The sequence below is a fragment of the Gordonia sp. SMJS1 genome, assembly GCF_029866425.1.
Classification (GTDB): Bacteria; Actinomycetota; Actinomycetes; order Mycobacteriales; family Mycobacteriaceae; genus Gordonia; species Gordonia hongkongensis.
The window spans coordinates 1,124,568-1,149,432 of record NZ_CP123381.1 but is presented as its reverse complement, the minus strand read 5'-3'; the positions used below and the strand labels follow the sequence as shown (position 1 = coordinate 1,149,432).

18 protein-coding genes and 2 pseudogenes are annotated in these 24,865 nt (G+C 67.2%); 3 read left to right on the top strand and 17 right to left on the bottom strand.

Annotated elements, in window-relative coordinates:
* Positions 1-32 precede the first annotated feature (32 nt).
* From QAD21_RS05255 to rplJ, 15 genes are all read right to left on the bottom strand, one after another.
* Complete coding sequence (locus QAD21_RS05255) at positions 33-3,539, bottom strand: DNA-directed RNA polymerase subunit beta (RefSeq protein WP_247451586.1); 3,507 nt, start codon at positions 3,537-3,539, stop codon at positions 33-35.
* Between the two features lie 343 nt (positions 3,540-3,882).
* Entirely contained in the window at positions 3,883-4,659 is a 777-nt protein-coding gene (locus tag QAD21_RS05250; RefSeq protein ID WP_307814805.1) for a hypothetical protein, read from the bottom strand.
* A 296-nt stretch (positions 4,660-4,955) separates the two neighbouring features.
* Entirely contained in the window at positions 4,956-5,609 is a 654-nt protein-coding gene (locus tag QAD21_RS05245) for a hypothetical protein (RefSeq protein ID WP_065629321.1), read from the bottom strand.
* 102 nt (positions 5,610-5,711) lie between these two features.
* Entirely contained in the window at positions 5,712-6,953 is a 1,242-nt protein-coding gene (locus QAD21_RS05240) for an MCE family protein (protein WP_205333516.1), read from the bottom strand.
* Entirely contained in the window at positions 6,950-8,293 is a 1,344-nt protein-coding gene (locus QAD21_RS05235) for an MCE family protein (RefSeq protein ID WP_159370212.1), read from the bottom strand. Before QAD21_RS05235 ends, QAD21_RS05240 begins: the two co-directional genes overlap by 4 nt.
* Complete coding sequence (locus QAD21_RS05230; RefSeq protein WP_205333515.1) at positions 8,293-9,624, bottom strand: MCE family protein; 1,332 nt, start codon at positions 9,622-9,624, stop codon at positions 8,293-8,295. The genes QAD21_RS05235 and QAD21_RS05230 overlap by 1 nt, the downstream gene beginning before the upstream one ends.
* On the bottom strand, positions 9,624-10,730 hold the full coding sequence (locus QAD21_RS05225) for an MCE family protein (protein ID WP_065629320.1): 1,107 nt from the start codon (positions 10,728-10,730) through the stop codon (positions 9,624-9,626). Before QAD21_RS05225 ends, QAD21_RS05230 begins: the two co-directional genes overlap by 1 nt.
* 5 nt (positions 10,731-10,735) lie before the next feature.
* Positions 10,736-11,818 (bottom strand): MlaD family protein, encoded by a 1,083-nt coding sequence (locus QAD21_RS05220; protein WP_058253304.1) that lies wholly within the window; start codon positions 11,816-11,818, stop codon positions 10,736-10,738.
* Positions 11,815-13,182, bottom strand: coding sequence for an MCE family protein (locus tag QAD21_RS05215; RefSeq protein ID WP_165630498.1), 1,368 nt, complete (start codon positions 13,180-13,182; stop codon positions 11,815-11,817). Before QAD21_RS05215 ends, QAD21_RS05220 begins: the two co-directional genes overlap by 4 nt.
* A gap of 1 nt (position 13,183) precedes the next feature.
* Positions 13,184-14,065: an ABC transporter permease gene (locus QAD21_RS05210; RefSeq protein ID WP_058253306.1), complete on the bottom strand. Its 882-nt coding sequence runs from the start codon at positions 14,063-14,065 to the stop codon at positions 13,184-13,186.
* 2 nt (positions 14,066-14,067) lie between these two features.
* Positions 14,068-14,874 (bottom strand): ABC transporter permease, encoded by an 807-nt coding sequence (locus tag QAD21_RS05205; RefSeq protein WP_004023366.1) that lies wholly within the window; start codon positions 14,872-14,874, stop codon positions 14,068-14,070.
* A gap of 2 nt (positions 14,875-14,876) precedes the next feature.
* On the bottom strand, positions 14,877-16,103 hold the full coding sequence (locus QAD21_RS05200; protein ID WP_068970872.1) for an ABC transporter ATP-binding protein: 1,227 nt from the start codon (positions 16,101-16,103) through the stop codon (positions 14,877-14,879).
* A gap of 371 nt (positions 16,104-16,474) precedes the next feature.
* Entirely contained in the window at positions 16,475-17,431 is a 957-nt protein-coding gene (locus QAD21_RS05195) for a hypothetical protein (RefSeq protein ID WP_280360627.1), read from the bottom strand.
* A 306-nt stretch (positions 17,432-17,737) separates the two neighbouring features.
* Positions 17,738-18,127: a 50S ribosomal protein L7/L12 gene (gene rplL, locus QAD21_RS05190; protein WP_004019500.1), complete on the bottom strand. Its 390-nt coding sequence runs from the start codon at positions 18,125-18,127 to the stop codon at positions 17,738-17,740.
* Between the two features lie 87 nt (positions 18,128-18,214).
* On the bottom strand, positions 18,215-18,745 hold the full coding sequence (gene rplJ / locus QAD21_RS05185; RefSeq protein WP_004019499.1) for a 50S ribosomal protein L10: 531 nt from the start codon (positions 18,743-18,745) through the stop codon (positions 18,215-18,217).
* Positions 18,746-19,024: 279 nt separating this feature from the next.
* Between rplJ and QAD21_RS05180 the strand changes: the two genes are divergently transcribed.
* Together QAD21_RS05180 and QAD21_RS05175 are read left to right on the top strand one after the other, a co-directional pair.
* Positions 19,025-20,212: a glycoside hydrolase family 76 protein gene (locus QAD21_RS05180; protein WP_159370211.1), complete on the top strand. Its 1,188-nt coding sequence runs from the start codon at positions 19,025-19,027 to the stop codon at positions 20,210-20,212.
* 214 nt (positions 20,213-20,426) lie between these two features.
* Positions 20,427-22,453: pseudogene (locus tag QAD21_RS05175) on the top strand (CocE/NonD family hydrolase).
* Between the two features lie 6 nt (positions 22,454-22,459).
* Here the strand turns inward: QAD21_RS05175 and QAD21_RS05170 are convergent.
* The gene (locus QAD21_RS05170; protein WP_280360622.1) at positions 22,460-22,978 is read right to left on the bottom strand and encodes a TIGR04338 family metallohydrolase; all 519 of its coding nucleotides are present in this window, start codon (positions 22,976-22,978) and stop codon (positions 22,460-22,462) included.
* Between the two features lie 117 nt (positions 22,979-23,095).
* Between QAD21_RS05170 and QAD21_RS05165 the strand changes: the two are divergent.
* A pseudogene (locus QAD21_RS05165) lies at positions 23,096-24,038 on the top strand (YhjD/YihY/BrkB family envelope integrity protein).
* Here the strand turns inward: QAD21_RS05165 and QAD21_RS05160 are convergent.
* Positions 24,035-24,865: a DUF2786 domain-containing protein gene (locus QAD21_RS05160; protein WP_058253315.1), complete on the bottom strand. Its 831-nt coding sequence runs from the start codon at positions 24,863-24,865 to the stop codon at positions 24,035-24,037. The pseudogene QAD21_RS05165 and the gene QAD21_RS05160 overlap by 4 nt on opposite strands.

Genomic DNA, 24,865 nt, shown 5'->3' with positions numbered 1-24,865 from the left:
CCGGGGCGAAACCCGGCCGGGTGAGGGTCAGATCAGTTGGCGAGATCGTCGACGGTGGCCGACTCGTTGCGCGACAGGTTGATGCCGAGGTTGGCAGCGGCGCGCTCCAGGTCCTCGTCGTCGGTGTCGTGCATCTCGATGGCGGCACCGTCGGAGCTGAGCACCTCGACGTTCAGGCACAGCGACTGAAGCTCCTTCAGCAGCACCTTGAACGACTCGGGGATACCCGGCTCCGGGATGTTCTCGCCCTTGACGATCGCCTCGTAGACCTTGACGCGGCCCACCACGTCGTCCGACTTGATGGTCAGCAGTTCCTGCAGCGTGTACGCCGCACCGTAGGCCTGCATGGCCCAGCACTCCATCTCACCGAAGCGCTGACCACCGAACTGCGCCTTACCACCCAGCGGCTGCTGGGTGATCATCGAGTACGGGCCGGTCGAACGAGCGTGGATCTTGTCGTCGACCAGGTGGTGCAGCTTGATGATGTACATGTAGCCGACCGACACCGGGTACGGGAACGGCTCGCCGGAACGACCGTCGAACAGCGTCGCCTTGCCGTCGCCGTTGACCATGACCTCACCGTCGCGGTTCGGCAGCGTCGAGGACAGCAGTCCGGTCAGCTCCTCCTCGCGGGCGCCGTCGAACACCGGGGTGGCGGTGTTGGTGTCGGGCTCGGCCGAGTACATGTCCTCGGGCAGACGCGACGCCCACTCCGGCACACCCTCGGCGACGTTGATGTTCCAGCCGGCCTTGGCCACCCACCCGAGGTGGGTCTCCAGGATCTGGCCGATGTTCATACGCCGCGGCACACCGTGGGTGTTGAGGATGATGTCGACGGGGGTGCCATCGGGCAGGAACGGCATGTCCTCCTGCGGGAGGATCTTGCCGATGACGCCCTTGTTGCCGTGACGACCGGCGAGCTTGTCGCCGTCCTGGATCTTGCGCTTCTGGGCCACGTACACGCGGACCAGCTCGTTGACGCCGGGAGCCAGGTCGTCGTCGTCCTCGCGGCTGAACACGCGCACGCCGATGACCTTGCCGGTCTCGCCGTGCGGCACCTTCAGCGACGTGTCGCGGACCTCACGGGCCTTCTCACCGAAGATGGCACGCAGCAGACGCTCTTCCGGGGTCAGCTCGGTCTCGCCCTTCGGGGTGACCTTGCCGACCAGGATGTCGCCGTCGCGGACCTCGGCACCGATGCGCACGATGCCGCGCTCGTCGAGATCGGCGAGGACCTCGTCGGAGACGTTCGGGATGTCCCGGGTGATCTCCTCGGCACCGAGCTTGGTGTCGCGGGCGTCGATCTCGTGCTCCTCGATGTGGATCGAGGTGAGCACGTCCTCCTCCACGAGCCGCTGGCTCAGGATGATCGCGTCCTCGTAGTTGTGGCCCTCCCACGGCATGATCGCCACGAGCAGGTTCTTGCCGAGCGCCATCTCACCGTTCTCGGTGCAGGGGCCGTCGGCGAGGACCTGGCCGGACTCCACGCGCTGACCCTCGTCCACGATCGGACGCTGGTTGGCGCAGGTGCCGTGGTTGGAGCGCGCGAACTTGCGCATCCGGTACGTGTCGCGGGTGCCGTCGTCGGACATGACGGTGATGTAGTCGGCCGAGACCTCTTCCACCACACCGGTCTTCGACGACACGATGACGTCACCGGCGTCGACGGCGGCACGCAGCTCCATGCCGGTACCGACCAGCGGCGACTCGTTGCGCACCAGCGGCACGGCCTGACGCTGCATGTTCGCACCCATCAGGGCGCGGTTGGCGTCATCGTGCTCGAGGAACGGGATCATCGCGGTCGCGACGGACACCATCTGACGCGGCGAGACGTCGAGGTACTCGACATCGGTCGCGCCGACGAACTCCACCTCGGAGCCCTTCTTGCGCACCAGGACACGCTCGTCGGTGATGCGTCCGCTGCCGTCGAAGTTGGTGTTCGCCTGACCGATGAGGAAGCGGTCCTCCTCGTCGGCGGTCATGTACTCGATGTCATCGGAGACGACGCCGTCGACGACCTTGCGGTACGGGGTCTCGATGAATCCGAACGGGTTGACCCGCGCGTACACCGAGAGCGAACCGATCAGACCGATGTTCGGACCCTCAGGGGTCTCGATCGGGCACATGCGGCCATAGTGCGACGGGTGCACGTCGCGCACCTCGAGGCCGGCACGCTCACGGCTCAGACCACCCGGGCCCAGCGCCGACAGACGACGCTTGTGGGTCAGACCCGACAGCGGGTTGTTCTGGTCCATGAACTGCGACAGCTGGCTGGTCCCGAAGAACTCCTTGATCGCCGCCACGACCGGACGGATGTTGATCAGGGTCTGCGGGGTGATCGCCTCGACGTCCTGGGTGGTCATACGCTCACGCACGACACGCTCCATACGCGAGAGGCCCACGCGGATCTGGTTCTGGATCAGCTCGCCGACGGTACGCAGGCGACGGTTGCCGAAGTGGTCGATGTCGTCGACCTCGACGGGCACCTCGACGCCACCGGGGACGGTCATGTAGGTGGTGGTGTGCGGGTCGGCCTCGTGCAGACGCACCAGGTACTCGACGGTCGCGATGATGTCCTCGCGGGTCAGCGTGGACTCGCCCACCATCGGGTTGCCCGTCAGGCCCAGCTTCTTGTTGACCTTGTAGCGGCCCACGCGGGCGAGGTCGTAACGCTTGTCCTTGAAGAACAGGTTCTCCAGGAGGTTCTCCGCGGACTCCTTGGTCGGCGGCTCACCCGGGCGCAGCTTGCGGTAGACCTCCAGCAGCGCCTCGTCCTGGCTGCCGGTGTTGTCCTTCTCCAGCGTCGACATCATGATCTCGGAGAACCCGAACCGCTCGGTGATCTCCTCGGCGGTGAAGCCCAGCGCCTTGAGCAGCACGGTGACCGGCTGACGGCGCTTGCGGTCGATACGCACACCCACGGTGTCGCGCTTGTCGACGTCGAACTCGAGCCACGCACCGCGACCCGGGATCACCTTGACGGTGTGCAGGGTCTTCTCGGTGGTCTTGTCGATCGAGGCGTCGAAGTACACGCCGGGGCTGCGCACCAGCTGGCTCACCACGACACGCTCGGTGCCGTTGATGATGAAGCTGCCCTTTTCGGTCATGATCGGGAAGTCGCCCATGAAGACGGTCTGCGACTTGATCTCGCCGGTGTTGTTGTTGATGAACTCCGCGGTGACGAACAGCGGCGCCGCGTAGGTCATGTCCTTGTCCTTGCACTCCTCGACGGAGGCCTTGACCTCGTCGAAGTGCGGCTCGGAGAACGACAGGGACATCGAACCGGAGAAGTCCTCGATCGGGGACAGCTCGTGGAGGATGTCCTCGAGGCCACCGGTCGGGTTCTCGTCGCCGCGGGCGATCGCCTTCGCGCGCCACTCCGGCGAACCGACGAGCCATTCGAACGAATCGAGTTGGAGGTCGAGGAGGCCCGGGACCTCCAGCGGCTCGCTGATCTTTGCAAACGACGCGCGATGCGGCGCGCCGGGGATTGTTGAGGTGGACTGGCGGTTGACTGCCAAGATGCGTCCTTCCAACACGACGTTATTCACAACCTAGATGTGCAGTACGTGGCTTGATGGGCCGTTCGCTGGTGACACCCTGGAATCGGCGATCACCGCAGCACACACGTCTAGAGAGTGGCCGAAGAAGGATCGATAGATGGACAGGAGGCAGCCAGCGCAACGTCCAACTGTAGCAGAAAATAGACGCACTTTGTCAAGCCGTCTGGAAAGCGATTTCGCGCGGGTGGCTGCCTGCACGTCGATCGCTGGTCACAGCCTGGCCCGACATCGCCTCCACGTCAAGCGCTACGCGCGAATTTCGCGAAGTCGGTGTCGAACTCGGCGTCCGACCTGGTGATGAGGGGGCGACGCACCTCGATCAGAAGGGCTCGACCGCCCGGATCCGCCACTGGTCGCCCTCACGCACCATCGCGAACTGGGCGCGCGGTGCACCGCTGTTGGTGGCCATGCTGTTCTGCGTCTCGCTCACCACCAGGTTCGCGATGACGGTCGCGGTCGCGCCGTCGTCGGCGCCGGAGAGGTCCCGGACGCCGATCGCGTCGACCCGGCACTCCGCACCCGTCTTGGTCTGCGTGATCAGCTCGCGCTGCGCCTTCAGCGTGTCGTCGAACTCCGTGCGGGCCTGCCCGGTCAGCGCGTCCTGCGCCCGCCGCTGCCACTCGTCGAGTTCGGTGTGGTCATACCCGAACACCGCGCAGATCCGCTCCTGGGCCTGCGAGGTGAGCTGCGATGTCGACTCCTGGTCCACGAACGCCTTGTTCGGTCCGATCTCGGCGCCCGGATGGAACGCGAGGATGGCAGCGATGACGAACAACACGGCCGCGATGCCCGCCAGCACTCCGGTACGGATGCCGAGGGGATTGCGGGAGGCACCCCTCCCCCGCCGGTCCCGCTTGCCGGGACGCCGGCCCATCGGCCGGTTCGGCTTGTCCGACGACCCGGCCGGCGCCGGGGTGTCTCCGCGGCGCAGGGTCGAGACCCGCGCGACCGGTTTGGTCTTGGGTTTGGTGACGTCGGGTGTGGGCGACTCGGCCGGAGAGGGCTTCTCGAGGCTGACGGCGTCGGTTTCCGCGGTGTCGGTTTCCGCGGTGGCGTCACCAGGCCCTTCGAGGCTCGTCGCTCGCGCTCCTCGCACCTCAGGGGGCAGGGAATTGCCGGTTTCCGCGGTGGCGTCACCAGGCCCTTCGTGGCTCGTCGACCTCGACTCGCTTCGCTCGCTCGGCCCGGCGGCTTTCGCTCCTCGCACCTCAGGGAGCAAGGGGGACGCAGCTTCGTCCGACACCTCAGGGGGCAGAGGGGTTGTCGCTTCGTCCGACACCTCAGGGGGCAGGGGGGCTTCTCGCACCTCAGAGGGCGGGGAGGTCCGGCCGGCGACCTTCGGGGTCGGGCGGCGCTTCGGGGTGGGCTTCTTCTTACCGCGGTCCGGTGCCATCAGTTGCCCCCTTCCGGAGCCGGGGCCGGGGCCGCGGGGGCGGGCGCGCCACCGCCGTCGGCGTAGGCGATGCCCTCCAGACCGAGGATGTTCTCGGCCTTCCAGGTGTCGCCGTCCTTGGTCATGCTGACGTCGAAGCCGCGTGTCTCGTCGATCCCGGGCTGGCCGGGGCGTTCGAGCGTCGTCACGACGTAGACGAGCACCTTGGCCTTCTGCTCGTCGGCGTCGACCTCGCTCGGTGCGCTGCGCAAGAGGCGCGCGTTCAGCTTGGCGGTGTTCGGTCCGGCGGTCCCGAGCATGTCGAGCACGTTGCCGCCCTCACCGTCTTTCTCACTGCCGAGCACCTCGTCCTTGGCCTTCCCGGTCAGGGACGCCTCCGCACGCTTGCGGAAGCCGTCGACGTCGGCCGGGTCGATCGTCGTGATGTTGAGGACGGCCTGCTCGGCGGCCTGGGTGGCGGCGTCGCGCGTCTCCTGCGCCGGGTACTCGTCGAAGTAGACGTTGTAGGCCCGCACACCGAACACGGCGACGAGCACCACGCCGACCACGACCGCCACGGCAGCCAGGACGAACGGTGCGGACTTCGCCGCCCGCCGCAGGGCGGGACGGGGGCCGCCGGGCTTGTTCTCTGTCGGTTCTGCGGTGCCAGTCATCGGGAACACACTGTATATATCGCTCCTGAGCGCAAGCCAAGGCCGAGGTTCGGACCGTGGGAGGTCCGATCAGGGGCGGCGACGCTCGTCGGGTGGTCGGGTCTAGCGCGGCCGGACGCCGAGCAGCGCTGCGAGCTGCTGGGCGAGCGGGTTGAGGTTGAGCTTGTCGGGATCCTTCTTGGGGGTGTTGTCCCACGGCTGCGGGTACGCCGGGTTGGCGTACTGGGCACGCCCGGCACTGCGGACACCCGTCGGATTACCGAACGGCACCGTACATTTCGCCTCGGTGTTGAACGCGAAGTCGTCGTAGTGGACGTCGAAGTCCGGGTTCTGGCGACGAGCCTCGGCCAACACCGCGTCGGTGCTCTCGTATCCGCGCGTACAGGCCGCGGGGTTGTTCGTCTCGAGGACGACACCGAAGTGGATCTGGCCGTCGCCCGGCGCGGGTGCGTGGCTGCCCGCCGACAGCGCGGAGAGCATCGCGAACGTCGTCGACGTCGTGTAGGTCGCCGGCTCGATCGTGCGGGCCACCTCGGCGAGATCCTTCACGACCTTCGACAGGTCGTTTCCGTTCTTCTGGATCAGCTCCGAGATCTGCGTCGCCGACAAGGTGCCCGTGGTGAGCAGTCGCCGCAGGTCGGGATCGGCCGAGGCGAGGGTCGCGGTCACCAGGTTCAGGTTGCGCGACCAGGTCAGGATCGCGTCGGACTGGTCGGCCTGCGTGTCGAGCACGACGTTCGAGTTCTGGATGAGCGCGACCGTCTCGCTCAGGTTGTCGACGCCGGCCCGCGAGAGCTTGCCGAGCGAGTCGACGAGGCGGGTCAGGTTCTCGCCCTGGCCGTTGAACGCGTTGCCGAGTTCGGTGATGACCGTGTTCAGGTCGTCGACCGGGATCGAATCGGTGAAGTCGATCGCCGAGGCCACCACGTCCTCGAGCGGCTCGGGCAGCGCGTACTTGGTGATCGTGTCGCCGCCCTTCAGGTACGGCCCCTCCGACGACGTCGGCTGCAGATCGACGAACTGCTCACCGATCGCCGACCGGTTCGCGACGACCGCGGTCGCCGACGCCGGGATCTCCGGCCCACCCGAGTCGATGTCGAGAGCGACGTCCACGCCGTCGGGCGTCAGCGTCAGCTTGCCGACGCGACCCACGGGCACACCCTGATAGGTGACCTCGGCGTTGGTGAAGATGCCGCCGGAGTCGGGCAGCTTGGCGGTGACGGTGTACATGCCGACACCGGCCAGTTTGTCCAGACGGGCGTACTTCGCGCCCACGTAGACCAGCGCCACCAGGCCGACGACGACGAACACGATCAGCTGGATCTTGACGAGCTTGCCGATCATCGTCCACCTCCTGACGGGTCGGATGCCGGGTTCCCGGCGGACGCCGCCGGAGCGAGCCCCATGGCGGCCAGCGGACCGTCGAGGATGCCCTGACCGGGCACCGCCGGGGTCGGCATCTGTCCGGCCGCATCGGCCGGGCGTGAGAACGACGCGGGGTAGGTGCCACCCGACGGCGGGGTGTTCGGTCCCGGACGTGAGTTCGGGGCCGGCGGGAGCAGCGTGATCGTCGGCCAGCCGTAGCGCGGGCCGTTGCCGCGGTAGTACGGGTTGCGCCGGTCGACCGGCACGTTCACCCGAGCGGGCGGGACGTACCTCGGGGTCCCCTGGCCGACACCGAGCGCCTCGAGCTGATTGAGCACGCGGAGGTCCAGCGTCATGAACAGGTTGGTCGAGTCACCGCGCACACCCGGCAGCAACCAGTCCGGGAACGGATGCGTGAGCATCAGCGGCGCGGCGGTGATCAGATCCGGAGCCGCCGCGGCGAGCTGCGTCAGCACCGGCCGCAACGCCTTCAGGTCGTTGATCAGCGCCTTGCGCGACTTGCCCAGCACGTCGGTACCGACCTGGCCGAGCTCGTCGAGCTTGGTCAGCAGTTCGACGAACTGCGGACGCTGCTCCTCGAGCACCTCGACGCCCGCGGGCAGCTGCTTGAGGATGCGGTCGATCTGCGCGGTCTGCGCGGCGGTCCGGGTGGACAGCTCGGCCAGGCCGTCGATCGCGGTGATGATGTCGTCGCGCTGACGGTTGAGGCCGGCGATCAGGTCCTCGGTCTCGCCGATCAGGTCGCGCACCTTGTCGGTCCGGCCGTCGAGTGCCTTGTTGAGCTCGGTGACGATCGGCTGCAGCTGGTTGAGGCCACCGCCGTTGAGCAGCAGCGCGAGCGCCCCGAGGACCTGTTCGATGTCGGTGGCGGTCCGTGTCCGCGACACCGGGATCGGCTGGTCCGGGTTCTGGCGCGGCGCGTCGGCACTGCCGTCGGGCTCGGTGAGCGACACGAACTTCTCACCGAGCAGCGAGGTCTGCTGCACGCTCGCCTCGGCCTCATCGGACAGGTCGACGTTGTTCTGCACCTCGACGGTGACCTGGGCGAACCACTGATCGTTGGGCACCTCGACCTTGGTCACGCGCCCGACCGGGATCCCGTCGCGTTTGACCATCGACTGCGGCACGAGGTCGAGCACGTCGTCGAACTGGATCTTGTACGTGCGCGCGTTGTCGCCTGTGTTCACCCCGCCGGGCAGCGGGATCGACTGGATGCCGTTGGACATACAGCCGGTCACCAGCAGGGTCAGCGACAGCGCCGCGCCGGCCATCGCCGTACGCATCGACGTGCGGTTCATCAGTTGCCTCCCCGGGGTCGCGGGGTGGTCGACGAGGAGGCCGGGGCCCGCTCCGACGGCGGGTTGCCGATCTCCGGATCGGGGTTGCCCGGGACGGTGCCCGGCACCGGCGCACGCTGCAGTTTGTTGTTGCTCATGATGCCGAAGGGCAGCACGGGCAGCAGCGGCTCGAGGACGCCTTCCTGGATCTGCTCACCGATCTCCTCGCACTGGCTGATCAGCGGCCGCAGGGTGTCGCTGAACTGATCGGCGGCCGGGTTGCCCGGCAGCAGCTTGCCGAGGTCGAGCAGGCGACACTGGGCACCGATCAGATCCTGCAGGTCCGGGATCGTCAGGCGCATCGACAGCGTGCCCGACTCGGCGTCGTAGGCGTTGATCAGGTTGTTCACCGTGATCGGCAGCACGGTCAGGACCTCTTTGAGGTTGTTCTTCTGATCGAGCAGGGCCTGGGTCGTCGGCTGCAGGTCCTTCACCGTCTCCCCGATCTGCTCACGGTTGTCGGCAAGGAACGTCGCCACGTCGCCGAGAGCGATCGACAGCTTGTTCAGCGCCGCGGCGAGCTGCTCGCGCTCACCGGCGAGGAACTGGTTGAACGAGGCCATCTGCGTGTTGAACTGCCGCACCTGGGCGTCGTTCTCACGCAGCGCGCCGACGAAGACGTTCAGGTTCTTGACGGTGTCGAAGAGGTTGCCGCGCGAGTCGCTGAGCGTCGTCGACGCTTTCGACAATCCCTCGATGGCCGCGCCGAGCTTCTCGCCGTTGCCCTCGAGGTTCTCCGCGCCGGTGGTGACGAGTTCACTCACCGCACCCTGCCGGCCGGTGCCGTCGGTCTTGTTGGCGCCATCGGGTCCGAGAGCGTCGGACAGCTCCTTGACACTCGCGTAGATCTGGTCGACCTCCACCGGGACCATCGTCTGGTCGACGGAGAGGGTGAGGTCGCGAGGCGCCTTCTCCCCGCCCGTGTAGGCCGGGGTCAGCTGGATGTAGCGATCCGCGACGACCGACGGGATGATCTGCACCGCACGGACATCCGCGGGCAGCTCGACACCGCGGTCGACGGTCATCGTCACCTTGACGGTGTCGCCCTCCGGCGTGACCGAGTCGACCTTGCCGACCGCCACCCCGAGCACCCGGACATCGGAGCCCTCGTAGATGCCGACCGACCGCTTGAAGGTCGCGGTGATCTTGGTGGTGCCGACCGAGGTGAACACCCACCACAGCGCACCCGCGACGATGAGTGCGAGGATCAGCCCGATCACGAGCACCACGATGTGCCGCGGCGTGAACCAGCGACCGGGACCCGAGTTCTGGGTCAGGTCTGGTGCGGTCATCAGCCGACCCCCGTTCCGGCCTGGTTCTCCATGGCCTGCTTGTTCGGCGGCCGCGTCGTGTTCTGCTGCGGCAGTGCCGGCGGCAGGAGGTTCACGACCGACGACTCGAACCATCGACCGTTGCCGAGCACGTTCGCGTACAGGCGGTAGAAGGGCGCCATGTACTTGATCGAGTCGCGGATGTTCTGGTTCTGCCGCTGCAGCAGCTCGTTCACGCCCTTCAGCGCGTCGAGTGCCGGTCCGATCTGTTCCTCGTTGTCGCGCACGATGCCGGTGAGCGAATCACCAAGGCTCGTGGTGCTGGCCAGCAACGCCGAGATGTTGCGCTGGCGGTTGTTCAGCTCGTCGAGCAACTGACCGGCGCCGCCGATGAGGCGCACGAACTCCTCGTTGCGGTCGGCCAGGATCTTCGAGGTGTCCTTCGTCGCGGCGAGCAGTCGCTGCACCTCTTGGTCGCGGCTCGAGATCGTCTGCGACAGACGGGCGATGCCGTCGAGCGCCGGTCCCGTGGTACCCGCGGTCCCCGAGAAGGTGTCCGACAGCACGCGCATCGACTCGGCCAGCTGGTCGTTGTCGAGTTCGCCGATCTGCTCGGCCGCACCGGAGAACGCCTCGATGACGTCGTACGGGGCGACCGTGTCGGTCAGCGGGACGTCGGGATCGGCGGGCTCGCTGCCACGCGGATTCAGCGACAGGAACTTCTGACCGAGGATCGTCTTGATCTGGATCGTCGCCTGGGTCTGGTCACCGATCCAGGTGTTCTCCACCCGGAAGGTCACGTTGACGCGGTCCCCGTCCAGGGTGACGTCGTCGACCTCGCCCACCTTCACGCCCGCGACGCGGACCTCGTTGCCCGGCTTGAGGCCGGCGGCCTCGGTGAACTTCGCCGTGTAGCGCGCACCCGCGCCGAGCAGCGGCAGTTCGGCGAGATAGAACGAGCTGAGTCCGAGCATCATCAGGATGAGGATGCCGATGGCGCCGATGCTGACCGGGCTGCGCCGGCCGCCGAAGCGCCGGTGCGGATGCTGCACCGGGGCGTCAGCCGCGTCGCGTTCGTCGTCGTTCACATTCGGGTCACGCGGGTTCGGATCGTTGTTGTCTGCCATCGTGGTCACCCCCCTGGCCGGTCGTCGGCCCAGCAGCGCGTCGCCGCACTGGTGTAGAGCACATGGTTGATGTCGGGCAGCGGGACCAGCGGTTGCGTCAGCACCGGCGACTTGCCGTTGCCCGCCACCACGTCGATACCGCACAGGTAGAACTGGAACCAGGAACCGAATGTCGCTGCGCGGCCGATCTTCTGGAGCTTGATCGGCAGATTGGTCAGCGTCTCCTCGATGTCCTCGTCGCGCGCGTTGATCTGATCGGCGAGCGACTTCAGGCCGGCGATGTCGCCCTGGATGGACGGCCGCGTCGCACCGAGGATGTTCGCCGTGACCGAGGTCAGATTGGAGACCGAGGTGATCGCCGAACCCACCGAACCGCGTTGCGCCGCAAGGCCTGTCACGAGCTTCTCGGTGTTGTCGAGCAGGCTGGTGAACTGTTCGTCGTTGCGGTTGACGGTGTCGAGGACCTTGGTGAGGTTCGTGATCAGCTCACCGATGACCTTGTCCTTGTCGGCGATCGCGTTCGTCAGATCGGCGGTGTCGCTGACCAGACGGGTGATCGAACCGCCCTGACCGTCGAAGATCGCGATGATCTGCTCGGTCAGCTTGTTCACGTCGGAGGCCGAGAGCTGCTGGAACAGCGGACGGAATCCGTTGAACAGCTCGGTCAGGTTGACCGGCGGGTGGGTGTCCTTGACGCCCGGGTTCAGACCGAAGGTGTGCCCCTGCGCGACCGTCTGCGACGGATCGCCCGCCCCGCGCTCGAGCGCGAGGTACCGGAGCCCGGTCAGGTTGCGGTAGCGGATGAAGAGCTGGGTCCCGTCCGGCAGCCGGTCGCGGTCGACGTTGAACGCGACCTTCGCCTTGTTGCGGTCGTAGACCTCGACGCTCTCGACCTGTCCCACACGCACACCGGCGATGCGCACGTCGTCGCCCGGGTTGAGCAGCGTGGCGTCGGTGAAGACGGCGTTGAACTTCGCGTCCCCGTCACCGCCCGCATTGGCGATGGTGACGGCGAGCAGACTCGTGGTCACCACCGTGACCACGCCGAAGATGACCAACTTGATCAGCGGTCCGACGATCGACTTCATTTGATGTCGACCTTCGCACCCTGCAGCGCACCGCCGCCGATCATGGTCACCCAGGTGGGCACCTCTTCGGGCGCCTTGCCCGAGGTGGCGCCGTAGATGACCTGCAGCTGCTTGCGGTAGTCCGGGTCGTCGAACGGGTTGGACTCCACCGCGACCGGCTTCGCACCCGACGCGGCCGAGACCGACCCCGCGGGCACGCCGCTGAACTGCGGCTGCGGCAACTCGGGCATCGTGCGCGGACCGGGGTTACGTGACGGCGGTTGGTAGCTGCCGTCGGCGAGCGAACCACCCGGGTACTGCGGGAACGGGCGGTCGCCACCCATCTTGGGGTCGTAACACACAGCGGGCGGATCGAGGTCCATGAAGCGGGGTTCGTCCTGGTTCGGTAGGTAACGGCCACGGGGGTTGACGAACTGCAGGTTCACCCGCACACCCGGATTGTCGGTGCCCTGGCCGACGATCTTGCGCGACTCCGGGATCAGACCCGCGAAGTTGCGGAAGGTGCACACGAACGCCGGTGACTGCTTGGCGAGTCCGACGAGGAGTTCCTCGGAGTCGACGGCCAGGTCGATGAGGTCGGTGCGGTTGGCACGGAGCCAGCCGGTCAGGTCGTCGGACGCGACACCCAGGGTGGCGATGAGGGTCCGCAGGTCGTCCTGGCGTTCGACGATGGTGTTCGTCGTCGTGCGCAGGGAGTCGAGCGCGTCGACCACGTCGGGCAGCGCCTCGGAGTAGGTCTGCGAGAAGCTGGCCAACCCCTCGAGGGTGCCCTCGAGTTCGGGCAGGTTCTCGTTGATCTCGCCGAAGATCTGGTCGAGTTCCTCCAGCGTCGTGCCCAGCTGCTCGCCGCGGCCCGAGAGTGCCGACGACAGCGAGGTCAGCGTGGCGTTCAGATCCTGCGGCGGGATCGCCTCGAGGACCGGGAGCAGCTTGTCGAACAACTGCTGGATTTCCAGTGCGTTGCCGCTCTGGTCGGTCTGGATCGTCGCACCGTTGCTCAGCGTCGGCCCGGAGTTGTCCTCCGGCACCTGCAGGGCGACGTAGCGCTCGCCGAACAGGGTCTTCGGCAGGATGCGCGCGGTGGTCTCGGCCGACAGCGTCGACGCCTGATCGGGGTTGAGTCCCAACACGACTTCGACGGAACCGTCGGGTCCGGGCTTGACCTCGCGCACCTCGCCGACGGTCATGCCGCGGGCCTTGACGTCGGCGTTCGCCGGCAGCGCGTTGCCGGTCGAGTCGGTCAGCAACGTGACGTCGGTGAACTCGGTGAACGTCTTGTTGAACTTGGTGATCGTCAAGGTGAGGAACAACGCGACGACGAGGAAGAAGACGAGTCCGAGCAACCGTTTACGCAGCAGCGTCACGTTAACCTCCCACTCGCACGGTTGTCGTGGTGCCCCAGATCGCCAGGCCGAGGAAGAAGTCCAGGACCGCGATCAGCACCAGAGCCGCTCGAACCGCGTGCCCGACGGCCACGCCCACACCCGCGGGACCGCCCGAGGCGTAGTAGCCGTAGTAGCAGTGCACGAGGATGATCACGAACGCGAAGACCAGCACCTTGCCGAACGACCACAAGACGTCGGCCGGTGGCAGGAACAGGTTGAAGTAGTGGTCGTAGGAGCCGCCGGACTGGCCGTTGAAGACCGTCGTCACCACGCGGGAGGCGAGGTACGCCGACAGCAGGCCGAGCACGTACAGCGGGATGACCGCGATGAAACCGGCGATCACTCGGGTCGACACCAGGAACGGGATCGACGGCACGGCCATCGTCTCCAGCGCGTCGATCTCCTCCGAGATCCGCATGGCGCCGAGCTGGGCGGTGAAGCCGCAGCCGACGGTCGCCGACAGCGCGAGACCCGCCACCAGCGGGGCCACCTCGCGGGTGTTGACGTAGGCGGAGAGGAAGCCGGTGAGGGCCTGCGACCCGATCTGGTCGAGCGCGGCGTACCCCTGCAGGCCGACCACGACGCCGGTGAACCCCGACATCAGCACCATCACGCCGATGGTGCCGCCGATGACCGCGAGTCCGCCCGATCCGAACGCGACTTCGGCGAGCAGGCGCAGGACCTCGCGCGTGTAATGCACGATCGTCTTCGGCATCCACGCGAGCGTCCGGCCGTAGAACGACATCTGCTCGCCGGCGCCGTCGAGCACCTTCAGCGGCTTGCCCAGCTGCTTGCGGGCCTCGTACATGTAGTACTCGGGCCGGCTCTTGGCGATGGTCACACCGCCCCCACCTTCGGTCACGTCTAGCTCCCCTTCGGTGGGACGACCTGCAGGTAGACCGCAGTGATGATCAGGTTCGCCAGGAACAGCAGCAGGAACGTGATGACGACGCTCTGGTTGACCGCGTCACCCACGCCCTTCGGACCGCCCTTGGGGTTGAGGCCCTTGTACGACGCCACGACACCGGCGAGGACACCGAAGATCGCGGCCTTGAGGGTCGAGACCCAGAGGTCGGGCAGCTGTGCCAGCGCACCGAACGACGCGAGGTAGGCGCCCGGCGTACCGCCTTGGACGACCACGTTGAAGAAGTAACCACCGCCGATACCGATGACGGCGACCAGACCGTTGAGCAGCATCGCCACCAGAACCATCGCCAGCACACGCGGTACGACGAGACGCTGGATCGGGTTGATGCCGAGCACCTCCATCGCGTCGATCTCCTCGCGGATGGTGCGCGAGCCGAGGTCGGCGGCGACGGCCGACCCGGCCGCACCCGCGATCAGCAACGACGTCACCAGCGGCGAACCCTGCTGGATGACGACGAGCACGCTGGCCGCGCCGGTGTAGGACTCCGCGCCGAGCTGCTTGATGAGTGAACCCGTCTGCAGCGAGACGATCGCGCCGAACGGAATCGCGATCAGGGCGGTGGGCAGGATCGTCACACTGGCGATGAACCACGCCTGCTGGATGAACTCCCGCCACTGAAACGGGCGCACAAAGGTCTGGCGTGCAACATCGACGAAGAGCTGAACGATATTGCCGGTCTGTGACAGGGCACCTGTCCCGGCTTGCGCGATTCGGTCGACGCCACGCGTGGTGGCACTGCTCATCCCTAGGGTGTCCGCCCTTCGTTCCCATCAGCACGATGGCTGGGCTTGGTCAGTGCATCACCGGGTGTGTGCCACTGTTCGGTCGGGGCATCGCTGCCGCCGTAGTCGATGACGTCGGTCTTGGAGTCCGCGACGGCGACGTTGCTCGGCGCGGTCGTCCACTCATTGCCGGAGCTGTTGTTGCCGGACGGGCCGTTGCCGTTCGCCATGTTGTCGGCGTGCTGGCGGCTCTCCTCGCGGATCTGGTCTTCCTGCTCCTGGCTGCGGCGGATCGCCTCCTGAGCGTTATGGGGCAGGTCGGGCAGCATCGCGTGCACGCGCTCGCGGTGCCGGGCGATCGCCTTGCGTTCGGGCATACCGGGATTGGGCTGCACCTGCGGAATGATCTCGGTGAAGTCCTCCTTGGTACCACCACCGGAGATACCCGCGGCCTGCATCGCCTCTTCCTGCTTCTGGACCGCCTCGTCCTTCTCCTCGGACATACCGATCGGACCGAACCGGTCACCGGAGAGGAACTGCTTGACCACCGGCTGCTCCGAGGTCAGCAACTGCTCCCGCGGACCGAACATGACCAGTTCCTTGCGGAACAACATGCCGATGTTGTCCGGGATCGTCCGCGCGATGTTGATGTTGTGGGTCACGATCAGGATCGTGGCGTCGATCTGGGCGTTGATGTCGATCAGCAACTGCGAGATGTAGGCGGTACGCACCGGATCCAGACCCGAGTCCGGCTCGTCGCACAGGATGATCTGCGGGTCGAGGACCAGCGCGCGCGCCAGCCCGGCGCGCTTGCGCATACCGCCGGAGATCTCACCGGGAAGCTTGTCCTCGGCACCGGTCAGACCGACGAGGTCGATCTTCTCCATCACGATGTCGCGGACCTCGTTCTCCTTTTTCTTCGTGTGCTCACGAAGCGGGAACGCGATGTTGTCGAACAGGCTCATCGACCCGAACAAAGCGCCGTCCTGGAACAGCACGCCGAACAGCTTGCGGATCTCGTAGAGCTCCTTGGCCGAACACTGCGTGATGTCGGTCCCGTCGATGATCACCGACCCCTGCTCCGGATGCAGCAGCCCGATCAGGGTCTTCAGGAACACCGACTTACCGGTACCCGACGGACCCAGCAGCGCCGAAACCTCCCCCTCCGGCAGGGTCAGAGTGACATCACGCCAGATGTTCTGCGAACCGAACGACTTGGTGAGTCCTTCGACGCTGACCTCAACACCCACAACTTCCTCCAGACGATCGCTGCCCCCGAGGCGGCCACGGTGTGACCGCGCACCAACCGGCGGCATTTGTGGTTGGGGTCACTCTAACCGACCCGTCCCCGCCCATAACGCCGCCGCGTGGTTCTCGGTGATGGCTGCGGGAAACCTACCGCCCGGTAACTCTCGCCGCGCCGATGACAATATCCGATGGTTCGCGGTGAGGGAAGTCGGGCCGGCCCCTCGATGTGACGGCCACCGCAGACCTGGGCTTCACCTGCGAGACGCGATCCGACGGCCGATGACCACCCTCGAAGTCGATGGGCGGTGGCGTCGGAATGATGTCGGAAACGATATCGGTTGCTCGGTCTCCGGCGTTAGCGCGGAGGTGCGGCTCAGGCAGCTGTGTGACCGAACTTCGCCAGCCACGGCCGCAAGAGGCCGACGAGCTCGCCGGATTCCAGTGTCGCCCACGTCCAGCGGATCACGACGATCCCTTGGGCGCGGAGGGCGTCCTCGCGCTGCTTCTCTCGGATCAACACATCCCGAGGGGATTCGCCCGGAACCACGAGTCCGTACTTCTGGAGACCGTCGAACTCGCCGATGATTCGTCCATCCCAGTCGAAGTCGGCCCGCGCCTCGCCGTGCGGCGTCTGGAACGTGTGCTGCAGGCGCGGCGTCGGCAGTCCGGCCAGAACCATCTGCGCTCGGCTCCACGACTCACCGACACTCTCGGCGCGCGCGTCGGCAACATCCAGCGCCTGACGTGCGACACCGACGTTGCGCCAGCCTGCGCGGCTGTCGACCATCGCGGACATCAGCCCAGGATCCGCCCCCATGCGCAGCGCCTGGTCGAAGACGACGAGCGCTTGAGCGAAGTCGCCGGACATGGCGATGTCCACCGCGGTGCGTTCGGCGCGGGTGACCAGGACACCTTCGACGACCACCGTCTCATCTCTGCCCAGTGGGCCGTTGTGGACGTGGCGGTGCCCACGGACGAACCCGCCGCTCGAACTCGACGGCTTGGTGAGGTGGACCGTCTCACGCTGAGGATGCAGTGTCGCGAGGCCGAGAAGAGCGGCAGCGGACTGATGGCTGAGGGTCGCGACACCGCGGTCTCGCGCGGAGGTGGCGACGGCGATCGACCGCTTCCGATAGAGCCTGTCGGCGCCGTCGGGGCCGTCGAACTCCGCCGACGCGGCGATCCACACGCCCGGCGCGAGACGGACGAGTGCTCCCCGTGCGACTGCAGTGGTGACCACGCCATCGCCGATACCCGCCCGGAGTGTCGCCTCTCGACGGATCAGCCCGTGGCGGTCGGTGGGAAAACTGTCAGCAGGGAACCAGGCCATGCGTCTTGGACGCACACGACCCCGTCTCGGTTGCATCCCATTCCGGATTTCCCCCTGCGCACCGTGCGCCGAGCCCCCGGATCGAAGTCGCATGCGATGTCAGTCCGTCGGTGCGACTTCGATCGAGGTCGCACCGACGGATCGATGTCGCGTGCGACTTCAATCCGGGGAGACCGCCGGCCGAAGCCGCAGCAGGCCGACGAGTTCGCCGCGGACCGAGGGCGAGGGGCGCAGACAGCAGACAGCAACGAGCCCGGGACAGCGGTGCTGTCCCGGGCTCGTGAAACGCTTGCGCGTGAGTCGGTCTTACTTGACCGAAACCTTGGCGCCGGCCTCTTCGAGCTTGGCCTTGGCAGCCTCGGCGGCCTCCTTGTCGACCTTCTCCAGCAGAGCCTTCGGAGCGCTCTCGACGAGGTCCTTGGCTTCCTTCAGGCCCAGGCCCGAGACGACCTCGCGGACGACCTTGATGACCTGGATCTTCTTGTCGCCGGCACCCTCGAGGATGACGTCGAACTCGTCCTGCTCGGCAGCAGCCTCGGCGCCACCGGCAGCCGGGGCACCGGCAGCGGCGACGGCGACCGGAGCCGCAGCGGTGACCTCGAAGACCTCTTCGAACTTCTTCACGAAATCGCTGAGCTCCAGCAGGGTCAGTTCCTTGAACTGATCGATGAGCTCGTCAGCGGTGAGCTTCGCCATGGTTGGCGTCCTTCCTGTCAGTCCCCGTACGGGGCTTCGGTGTTCATCCCCGTACGGTTCGGGGATTGGTGTGGTGCGGCGGACGACCTATTCGGTCTCGCCGGCTTCGTTCTTCTTCTCCTGCAGGGCCGCGGCCAGGCGCGCCACCTGCGAAGCCGGCTGGTTGAACAGACCGGCGGCCTTTGCCAAGTTGCCCTTCATGGCACCGGCGAGCTTGGCCAGCAAGACCTCACGGGTCTCAAGGTCGGCGATCTGCTCGATCTCGGCAATGGACAGCGCGCGGCCGTCCATGTACCCGCCCTTGATGACCAGCGCCTTGTTGTCCTTGGCGAACGTCTTGATCGCCTTCGCGGCCACGACCGGCTCACCTTCGATGAAGGCGATCGCGGTCGGACCGGTGAACAGCTCGTCGAGCCCTTCCACGCCCGCCTCAGCAGCGGCACGCTTCACCAGGGTGTTCTTGGCGACGGAGTAGGTTGCACCCTCACCGAGGGAACGTCGCAACGTGCTGATCTGGGTGACGGACAGGCCACGGTATTCCGTGACAACCGTCGCCGTGGAGCTCTTGAACTGCTCCGCGATCTCCGCAACTGCGGCGACCTTTTCGGACTTGGCCATACTTCGCCTCCTCTCCTCGTCACTATGAGTTGGTCGAGTCCAACAGAAGAGCGACAGGCATCGGGAGGCGATCGAGGGCGGAGATGACAAACGCCCCGGCACACAGGCACGGGGCGTGAACGCACACACTGTTCGTGTGGAGCGACATTCCTCGTTCATCCTGCGTGGGCCGGCGACCTCGTCGCGCCTTCGTCCGGGAAATCCCGACGACCAACGGTCTCTGGTTGAACCGATACGACGCACGGGTGTGCATCACATCGACGACTAGGCTACGCGGACGTGGACGAACAATCCAAATCGTCGGACCTGCGGGACCCCAACGCCCGCGCACAGGCCGCCGCGGACGCCATCTACGACCGTCACCTGCAGCGGGCCTTCTGGCTGCCGGGGACACGTGCCGGAGCCGTCGCCTGGCCCATCGGGCGCGTGCAGGCCCAGTTCGGATCCTGGCATTACTGGTGGCAGGCACACCTCGTCGACCTGATCGTCGACGCCGCGATCCACCGTGTCGGCTCGGACCGCTCCTTCGACCCCGACGTCGCCGACGACGCCAACCGGCTGCTGCGCGGCATCCGGGTCCGCAACGGCGGCCGCTGGACCAACAACTATTACGACGACATGGCGTGGCTGGGACTGGCCATCGAACGCGCCGACCGGCACCTGCACCTCGACCATGCGAGCGGACTCCGTGTCCTCGCCGGGCAGATGCTCGACGCCTGGGTGCCCGCGGACGGCGGCGGCATCCCCTGGCGCAAGGCCGATCAGTTCTTCAACGCACCGGCCAACGGCCCGGCCGCGATCCTGCTGGCACGCACGGGTCACGTCGAACGCGCCGTGGCGATGTGCGACTGGATGGACGCCAACCTCGTCGATCCCGACACCCATCTGGTCATCGACGGTCTCAAGAAGCTGCCCGACGGTTCACTGAAACCCGAGACCGGCACCTACACCTACTGCCAGGGCGTCGTGCTGGGCGCCGAACTCGAGGCGTTGCGGACGACCGGGGATCGCCGGCACCTCGACCGGCTGGCCCGGCTGCTCGGCGCCGTCGAGCACCACTCCTGCACCGACGGGGTGATCAACGGCGGAGGTGGCGGCGACGGCGGCCTCTTCCACGGCGTACTGGCCCGCTACCTCGCACTCATCGCCACCGACCTGCCCGAGGCCGACGGTTCGGATGAACTCCGTACGCGGGCAGCCCGGATCGTGACCCGTAGCGCGGACGCCGCGTGGGCTCATCGCACCGAGGTCGCCGGACGGGTGATCTTCTCCAGCGACTGGCGACGAAACGCGGTGATCCCGACCGACGCCGGCACGAAAGCCCAGTTCGTGGCAGGCGCCGTCAATCCTTCCGAGGTCCCGGAGCGGGATCTGTCGGTGCAGTTGTCGGCGTGGATGGTGCTCGAGGCGGCGGCCGCCATCGATCTGGGTTTACCTGAATGTGACCAGGAACACACACGGCCATGACCAAAAGACGCCACCTCGTTAGCCATCCGATACCGCCGCTGAGTTATCCTTCAGCGACTACGTGAAGTGACCTGGACCACACTGTAATCCGCAGCCAGCGGACGGGCCGGGAAGCAAGCGACCGACACGACGGGGTGTCGGTGTCCACCCGGCCGTCTCGATCCGTGCAACAACTCGCGGGTGCGACACCTCATCCCAGGCAGGGTGATGCACCATGACGTACCAGCTGGATCCCACACAGCCGCGCGCCCGCGTCGCTCCGTCGACGCGAACCCGCACCACTGGTGCGCCGCATTTCGGCACGCTCCCGCTGGGTGATCCCACCGGCGGCGCCGACGGTATCCGCTGGCGCGAGCAGGTCGACGGCAAGCAGCTCTACCCGCGCGTCGTCATCGACCGGAACGTCTCCATCACCATGAGCGACGGCGTCGTCCTGCGCGCCACGGTCATCCGGCCCGCCAACCGGTTCGGGCAGACGATCCTCACCCCTTATCCCGCGGTCATCAACATCAACCCGTACAACCGCGCGGCCATCGACTTCATCGACCAGACCCTCCACGCCCCCGTCCTCGGCAAGGCACTGCACACCGCATCCCGGTCGATGGACGCGACGGGCACGGCCTCGAGGGACTCACGACGCTGACACAGACCCTGTCAGGCGGGGTCTTCGACGTCTTCGGCATCAATCGCAACCTGGTACGCAGCGGGTACGTGCAGGTCGTCGTCGACGTCCGCGGAACCGGCGCGAGCCTGGGTAAATGGCAGATCCTCGGTCCTCGCGAGCAGCAGGACTCGGTGGAGGTCATCGATTGGGTGACCGAGCAGGAGTGGTGCGACGGGACCGTCGGGATGGCCGGCTGGTCGTACTCGGCGATCAACTCGCTGCAGGCCGCGGACAAGCGGCCGCCACAGCTGAAAGCCGTGTTCGCCGTAGAGGGTTGCGACGACCTAGTGCGCGACATCTACATCACCGGCGGCATGCCGTCGGCCTTCATCCCGGTGTGGTTGTCCGCGGTCAACATGCTCAAGTGGGTTCCCAACCCCGCCAACGTGATCCGCGACCTCGTGCGCGGCGACGCGGTGCGCTGGGCGATCGACCGGGTGAAGTCCCCGGCCACCGAGATCCCCTCGCTGCTGTGGGGGTTCCTGACCGCCCGTGATCCACGCATCTTCGACGACCCGTACTTCGACGCCCGCGACCCGATCGTCGACCGCATCGAAGCACCCACCTTCACCGTCGGCGCCTGGCATGATCTGTTCGGCCGCAGCGCAACCGGGGTGTACGAACGCCTGCAGATGGAGCCGGGCCGCAAGCAGATGATCGTCGGCGACGGCTACCACCTCGACGTGGGGTCGGGATACGGCGGCAAGTTCGCTCCACCGCGCCTGGACGTCCTCGAACGCGCGTGGTTCGACCGCTGGCTCAAGGGGCACCGCAACGGGATCGAGTACTACGGGCCGGTCACCATGCTGCAGCAGGGCGGGGCGTGGACCGCGGGCCAGAGCTTCCCCCGTCCCGGGGTGGCCCCGACGCGGCTCTACCTGACTGCCGAATCGTCGTCGACCGCCGACCATTGCGTCCATGACGGTTCGCTGAGCACCACTCCCGCACAGGGTGTTTCGTCCCTACACGTCCGGCCCGACACCCGGGGGCTCCGGTCCCGGGACATGACCCAGGTGACCGCGGGGGCGACGTTGGCCCTCGGCGCGGACTTCGCCCGGGATGCGCGATACCAAGAGCGGGGCGCGTTGTCGTTCACCACCGAGCCGGTCGGAGAGGCCACCCCGATCAGCGGCGCCATGAACCTGCGCCTCAACGTCGCCACCACGGCACACGAGGCCGTCTGGGCGGTGACCGTGAACGACGTCGCGCCCGACGGTACGTCGGTGGTGCTGACCAACGGCGCGCTGTCGGCGTCGAATCGCGCACTGGATCAATCGAAGTCGACGTACGCCGACGACGGCAGCCTGCTCTCGGCGCACCACTATCTGTCCCGCAAGCGCAAGCTGCCGGTACCCGCCGACGAACCGATCCGCCTCGACGTCGATCTCGTCCCCACCGACGCGGTCCTGCAGCCGGGTCATCGGCTCCGGGTCGACGTCTACGCCGCGAGTCTCCCGCGCTACCTGACGCTCGTGCCCGACCTCATCAAGGCACGCGGCCGCCGACACCAGCGCCTGGTCCTCGACCCCGACCACCCGAGCCACCTGACGCTGCTCGCCGGCGACGGGCTGCGCTGAGGTCGTTCACCCCACCCCGGAATCCGACAGCACGACGCGATAGACGAACGCGGCTTCGGGCCCCAGTACGAGCCCGACGAGTTCGATGAGCGTCAGCACGAATCCGCGCCCGTGAGCCGGGCCGGTCGTGCCGTCGAGGTGATGGGCGAGCTCGTGCAGCACCACCAGTTCACGCAGCGCCCAGCGTCCGTCGGCCGCGGACGGGATGGCGATCTCGGCGGCGACCGGCACACCGTCGGATCTGCGAACCCGCGCCGCGTAGTGGGCGGACCGCTGGCCGCGCCGTTCGCGGACCGATACCGGGTGCGACGCGCGCTCGAAGCTCGACCGCACGCCCGGCAGCGCGAGCACACGGCCCACGTAGTCGTCGACGGCGTCGATCGAGGCGAAGCGCGCCTCCGCGGGGAGGGTGACCTCGGTGCCGGCGAGTTGCACCGTCCGTGACGACGACACGTTGTCGAACAGGCGATGCACGAGGTCCTCGGCCTCATAGAATCGTGCGCGCCCGGTGTCTCGTTCACTCACGGCATCGCCGATGATGAGAGACCCGGCGCCGGGAGCGAAGCGAGCGGGCCGAGGAGCCACGGCGCCGGGAGCGAAGCGAGCGGGCCGAAGCTCACCCCGGAGCCGATGGGAGACTTCATGCGCCGTCCCGACCTCGATGCCGTAGGCGAGCGCGTGATGCGGCTGCCCGGCGCCTCCCTGATGCTTCGCATCGTCATCGACATGGCTCGGGGCAATCTCACCGACCGGTCGATGACCCTGGCCGCGCAGGCCTTCACTTCGATCCTCCCGGTCGTGATCCTGGTGCTCACCCTGCCGGGCGCCAGCGTCGTCGACGACGCACTCACCCAGCTCGGTATCCCCGTCAGCAGTCTCGACACGCCCACGATCGACGACCCGACCTCGGCGACGACCTTCGGCATCGTCGGTGCGCTGATGACCATCGCCGGCGCCACCTCCCTGTCCCGTGCCCTCGGCCGAATGTATGTGTCGATCTGGGACGTCGCCAAACTGCCGTGGAGCAGCTTCTGGCGATGGGTCGTCGTCGTCTTTCTCATCCCCGCCGCGGTCACCGTGCAGGGTCTGTCCACCGGAGTGGAGGCCACCTCGCTGTTCGGCATGCACATCGGCGATCGGGGCGTCCTGGGAATCGGGCTCATCGTCGCCGTGAGCGTGTTGATCTGGTCGGTCACCTTCACCGCGATCCCGCGGCTCCTGGTCTCGTCGCAGGTACCGATGAAGCTGCTCGTCCTCAACGGCCTCGGTACCGGCATCCTCATCACCGCCCTGCTCGCCGGCAGCCGCGTCGCACTGCCGACGCTCGCGGCGGGCACCATTCGCAGTTACGGCACCCTCGGTGTCGTCTTCGTCGCGATCAGCTGGCTGTTCGTGTTCGCACTCATCCTCGTCGTCACCGCCATCGTCGTGCACGCCGTGGCAACGGACGAGGGTCGTCTGGGCCGGTGGGTGCGGCGGTGGGCCGGCACACCGGACACCGTTTGTCCCGCACCCATCTGCATCCTGGTACGACCGGCCTTCCGGGAGTCCGGTGGACGCCCCACCCACGCGCATGGAGCCCTAACCCTCCAAAGCACCTCGAGCACCGCCGAACTCGCGGTCGGCACCGATCTTCGCGCGACGTCCCGCGCGGTCGCCGGCGCGGCGTGCGGCCTCCGAGTAGCCGGCCGAGGCGCTCGACGGACGCCACGTCCCGCGGGCACTCGACTCGGTCCGGTAGAAGTCGGTGACCTCGATCTCCTTGTTGCGCAACGCGACCGCCGTCGAGCGCGTGGTCTCCCCGGAGTCGCGTTCGGCGGCCAGGGCCTCCGCACGCGCGGCGTCGCGGGCCTCGGCGAGACGCTTGCCGATGCGTTCGGCGAACGCCGACTGGAAGTTGAGCCGCGCCGTGATCGGCGACAACGGCTTCTCCTCGATCACCCGCCGGGCACGCCACCCGTTCCCGCGGGTGACGACCCGCGCGAACGTCTCGCCCTTGTAGGCACCCGACCGCAGGTAGGCGTCGCTGGCCGCGACCATCTGCACGATCAGCGACGTGTAGAGGGCCTCGCAGGCGTCGATGTCGGCTTCGTACCCGTAGGCGAGCACGAAGGTCGAGTTGCTCGCCACGTCGACGGTCACGTCGTTGGCGGCGGTGATGGCAACGAAGAGCTGCACATAGGTCCGCAGTCCGCGTTTGCCGGGCTCGCCGATCGCGATCTGTCGACTGATCGGGGTGACCTTCTTGCGCGCCGCGGGGTCGTGGGCACGCGCCACCGCCAGGTCGATCGACGACGCCGTCGCGAGCCGCTGGGCGGCCTGCATGAAGGTCTCGGCCTCGTGCTCGTTGTCGGTGTTCTCCGCTTGACGGAGAAGGGCGGAGATCCGGGTGAGCAGCTTGTCGTCGCGCAT

Bases quoted from the DNA above. Each gene is read 5' to 3' on its own strand.
- QAD21_RS05240 (WP_205333516.1), bottom strand. From the start codon at position 6,953: ATGATCGGCAAGCTCGTCAAGATCCAGCTGATCGTGTTCGTCGTCGTC.
- QAD21_RS05235 (WP_159370212.1), bottom strand. From the start codon at position 8,293: ATGAACCGCACGTCGATGCGTACGGCGATGGCCGGCGCGGCGCTGTCG.
- QAD21_RS05225 (WP_065629320.1), bottom strand. From the start codon at position 10,730: ATGGCAGACAACAACGATCCGAACCCGCGTGACCCGAATGTGAACGAC.
- QAD21_RS05195 (WP_280360627.1), bottom strand. From the start codon at position 17,431: ATGGCCTGGTTCCCTGCTGACAGTTTTCCCACCGACCGCCACGGGCTG.
- rplJ (WP_004019499.1), bottom strand. From the start codon at position 18,745: ATGGCCAAGTCCGAAAAGGTCGCCGCAGTTGCGGAGATCGCGGAGCAG.
- rplL (WP_004019500.1), bottom strand. From the start codon at position 18,127: ATGGCGAAGCTCACCGCTGACGAGCTCATCGATCAGTTCAAGGAACTG.
- QAD21_RS05245 (WP_065629321.1), bottom strand. From the start codon at position 5,609: ATGACTGGCACCGCAGAACCGACAGAGAACAAGCCCGGCGGCCCCCGT.
- QAD21_RS05205 (WP_004023366.1), bottom strand. From the start codon at position 14,874: ATGAGCAGTGCCACCACGCGTGGCGTCGACCGAATCGCGCAAGCCGGG.
- QAD21_RS05230 (WP_205333515.1), bottom strand. From the start codon at position 9,624: ATGACCGCACCAGACCTGACCCAGAACTCGGGTCCCGGTCGCTGGTTC.
- QAD21_RS05160 (WP_058253315.1), bottom strand. From the start codon at position 24,865: ATGCGCGACGACAAGCTGCTCACCCGGATCTCCGCCCTTCTCCGTCAA.
- QAD21_RS05220 (WP_058253304.1), bottom strand. From the start codon at position 11,818: ATGAAGTCGATCGTCGGACCGCTGATCAAGTTGGTCATCTTCGGCGTG.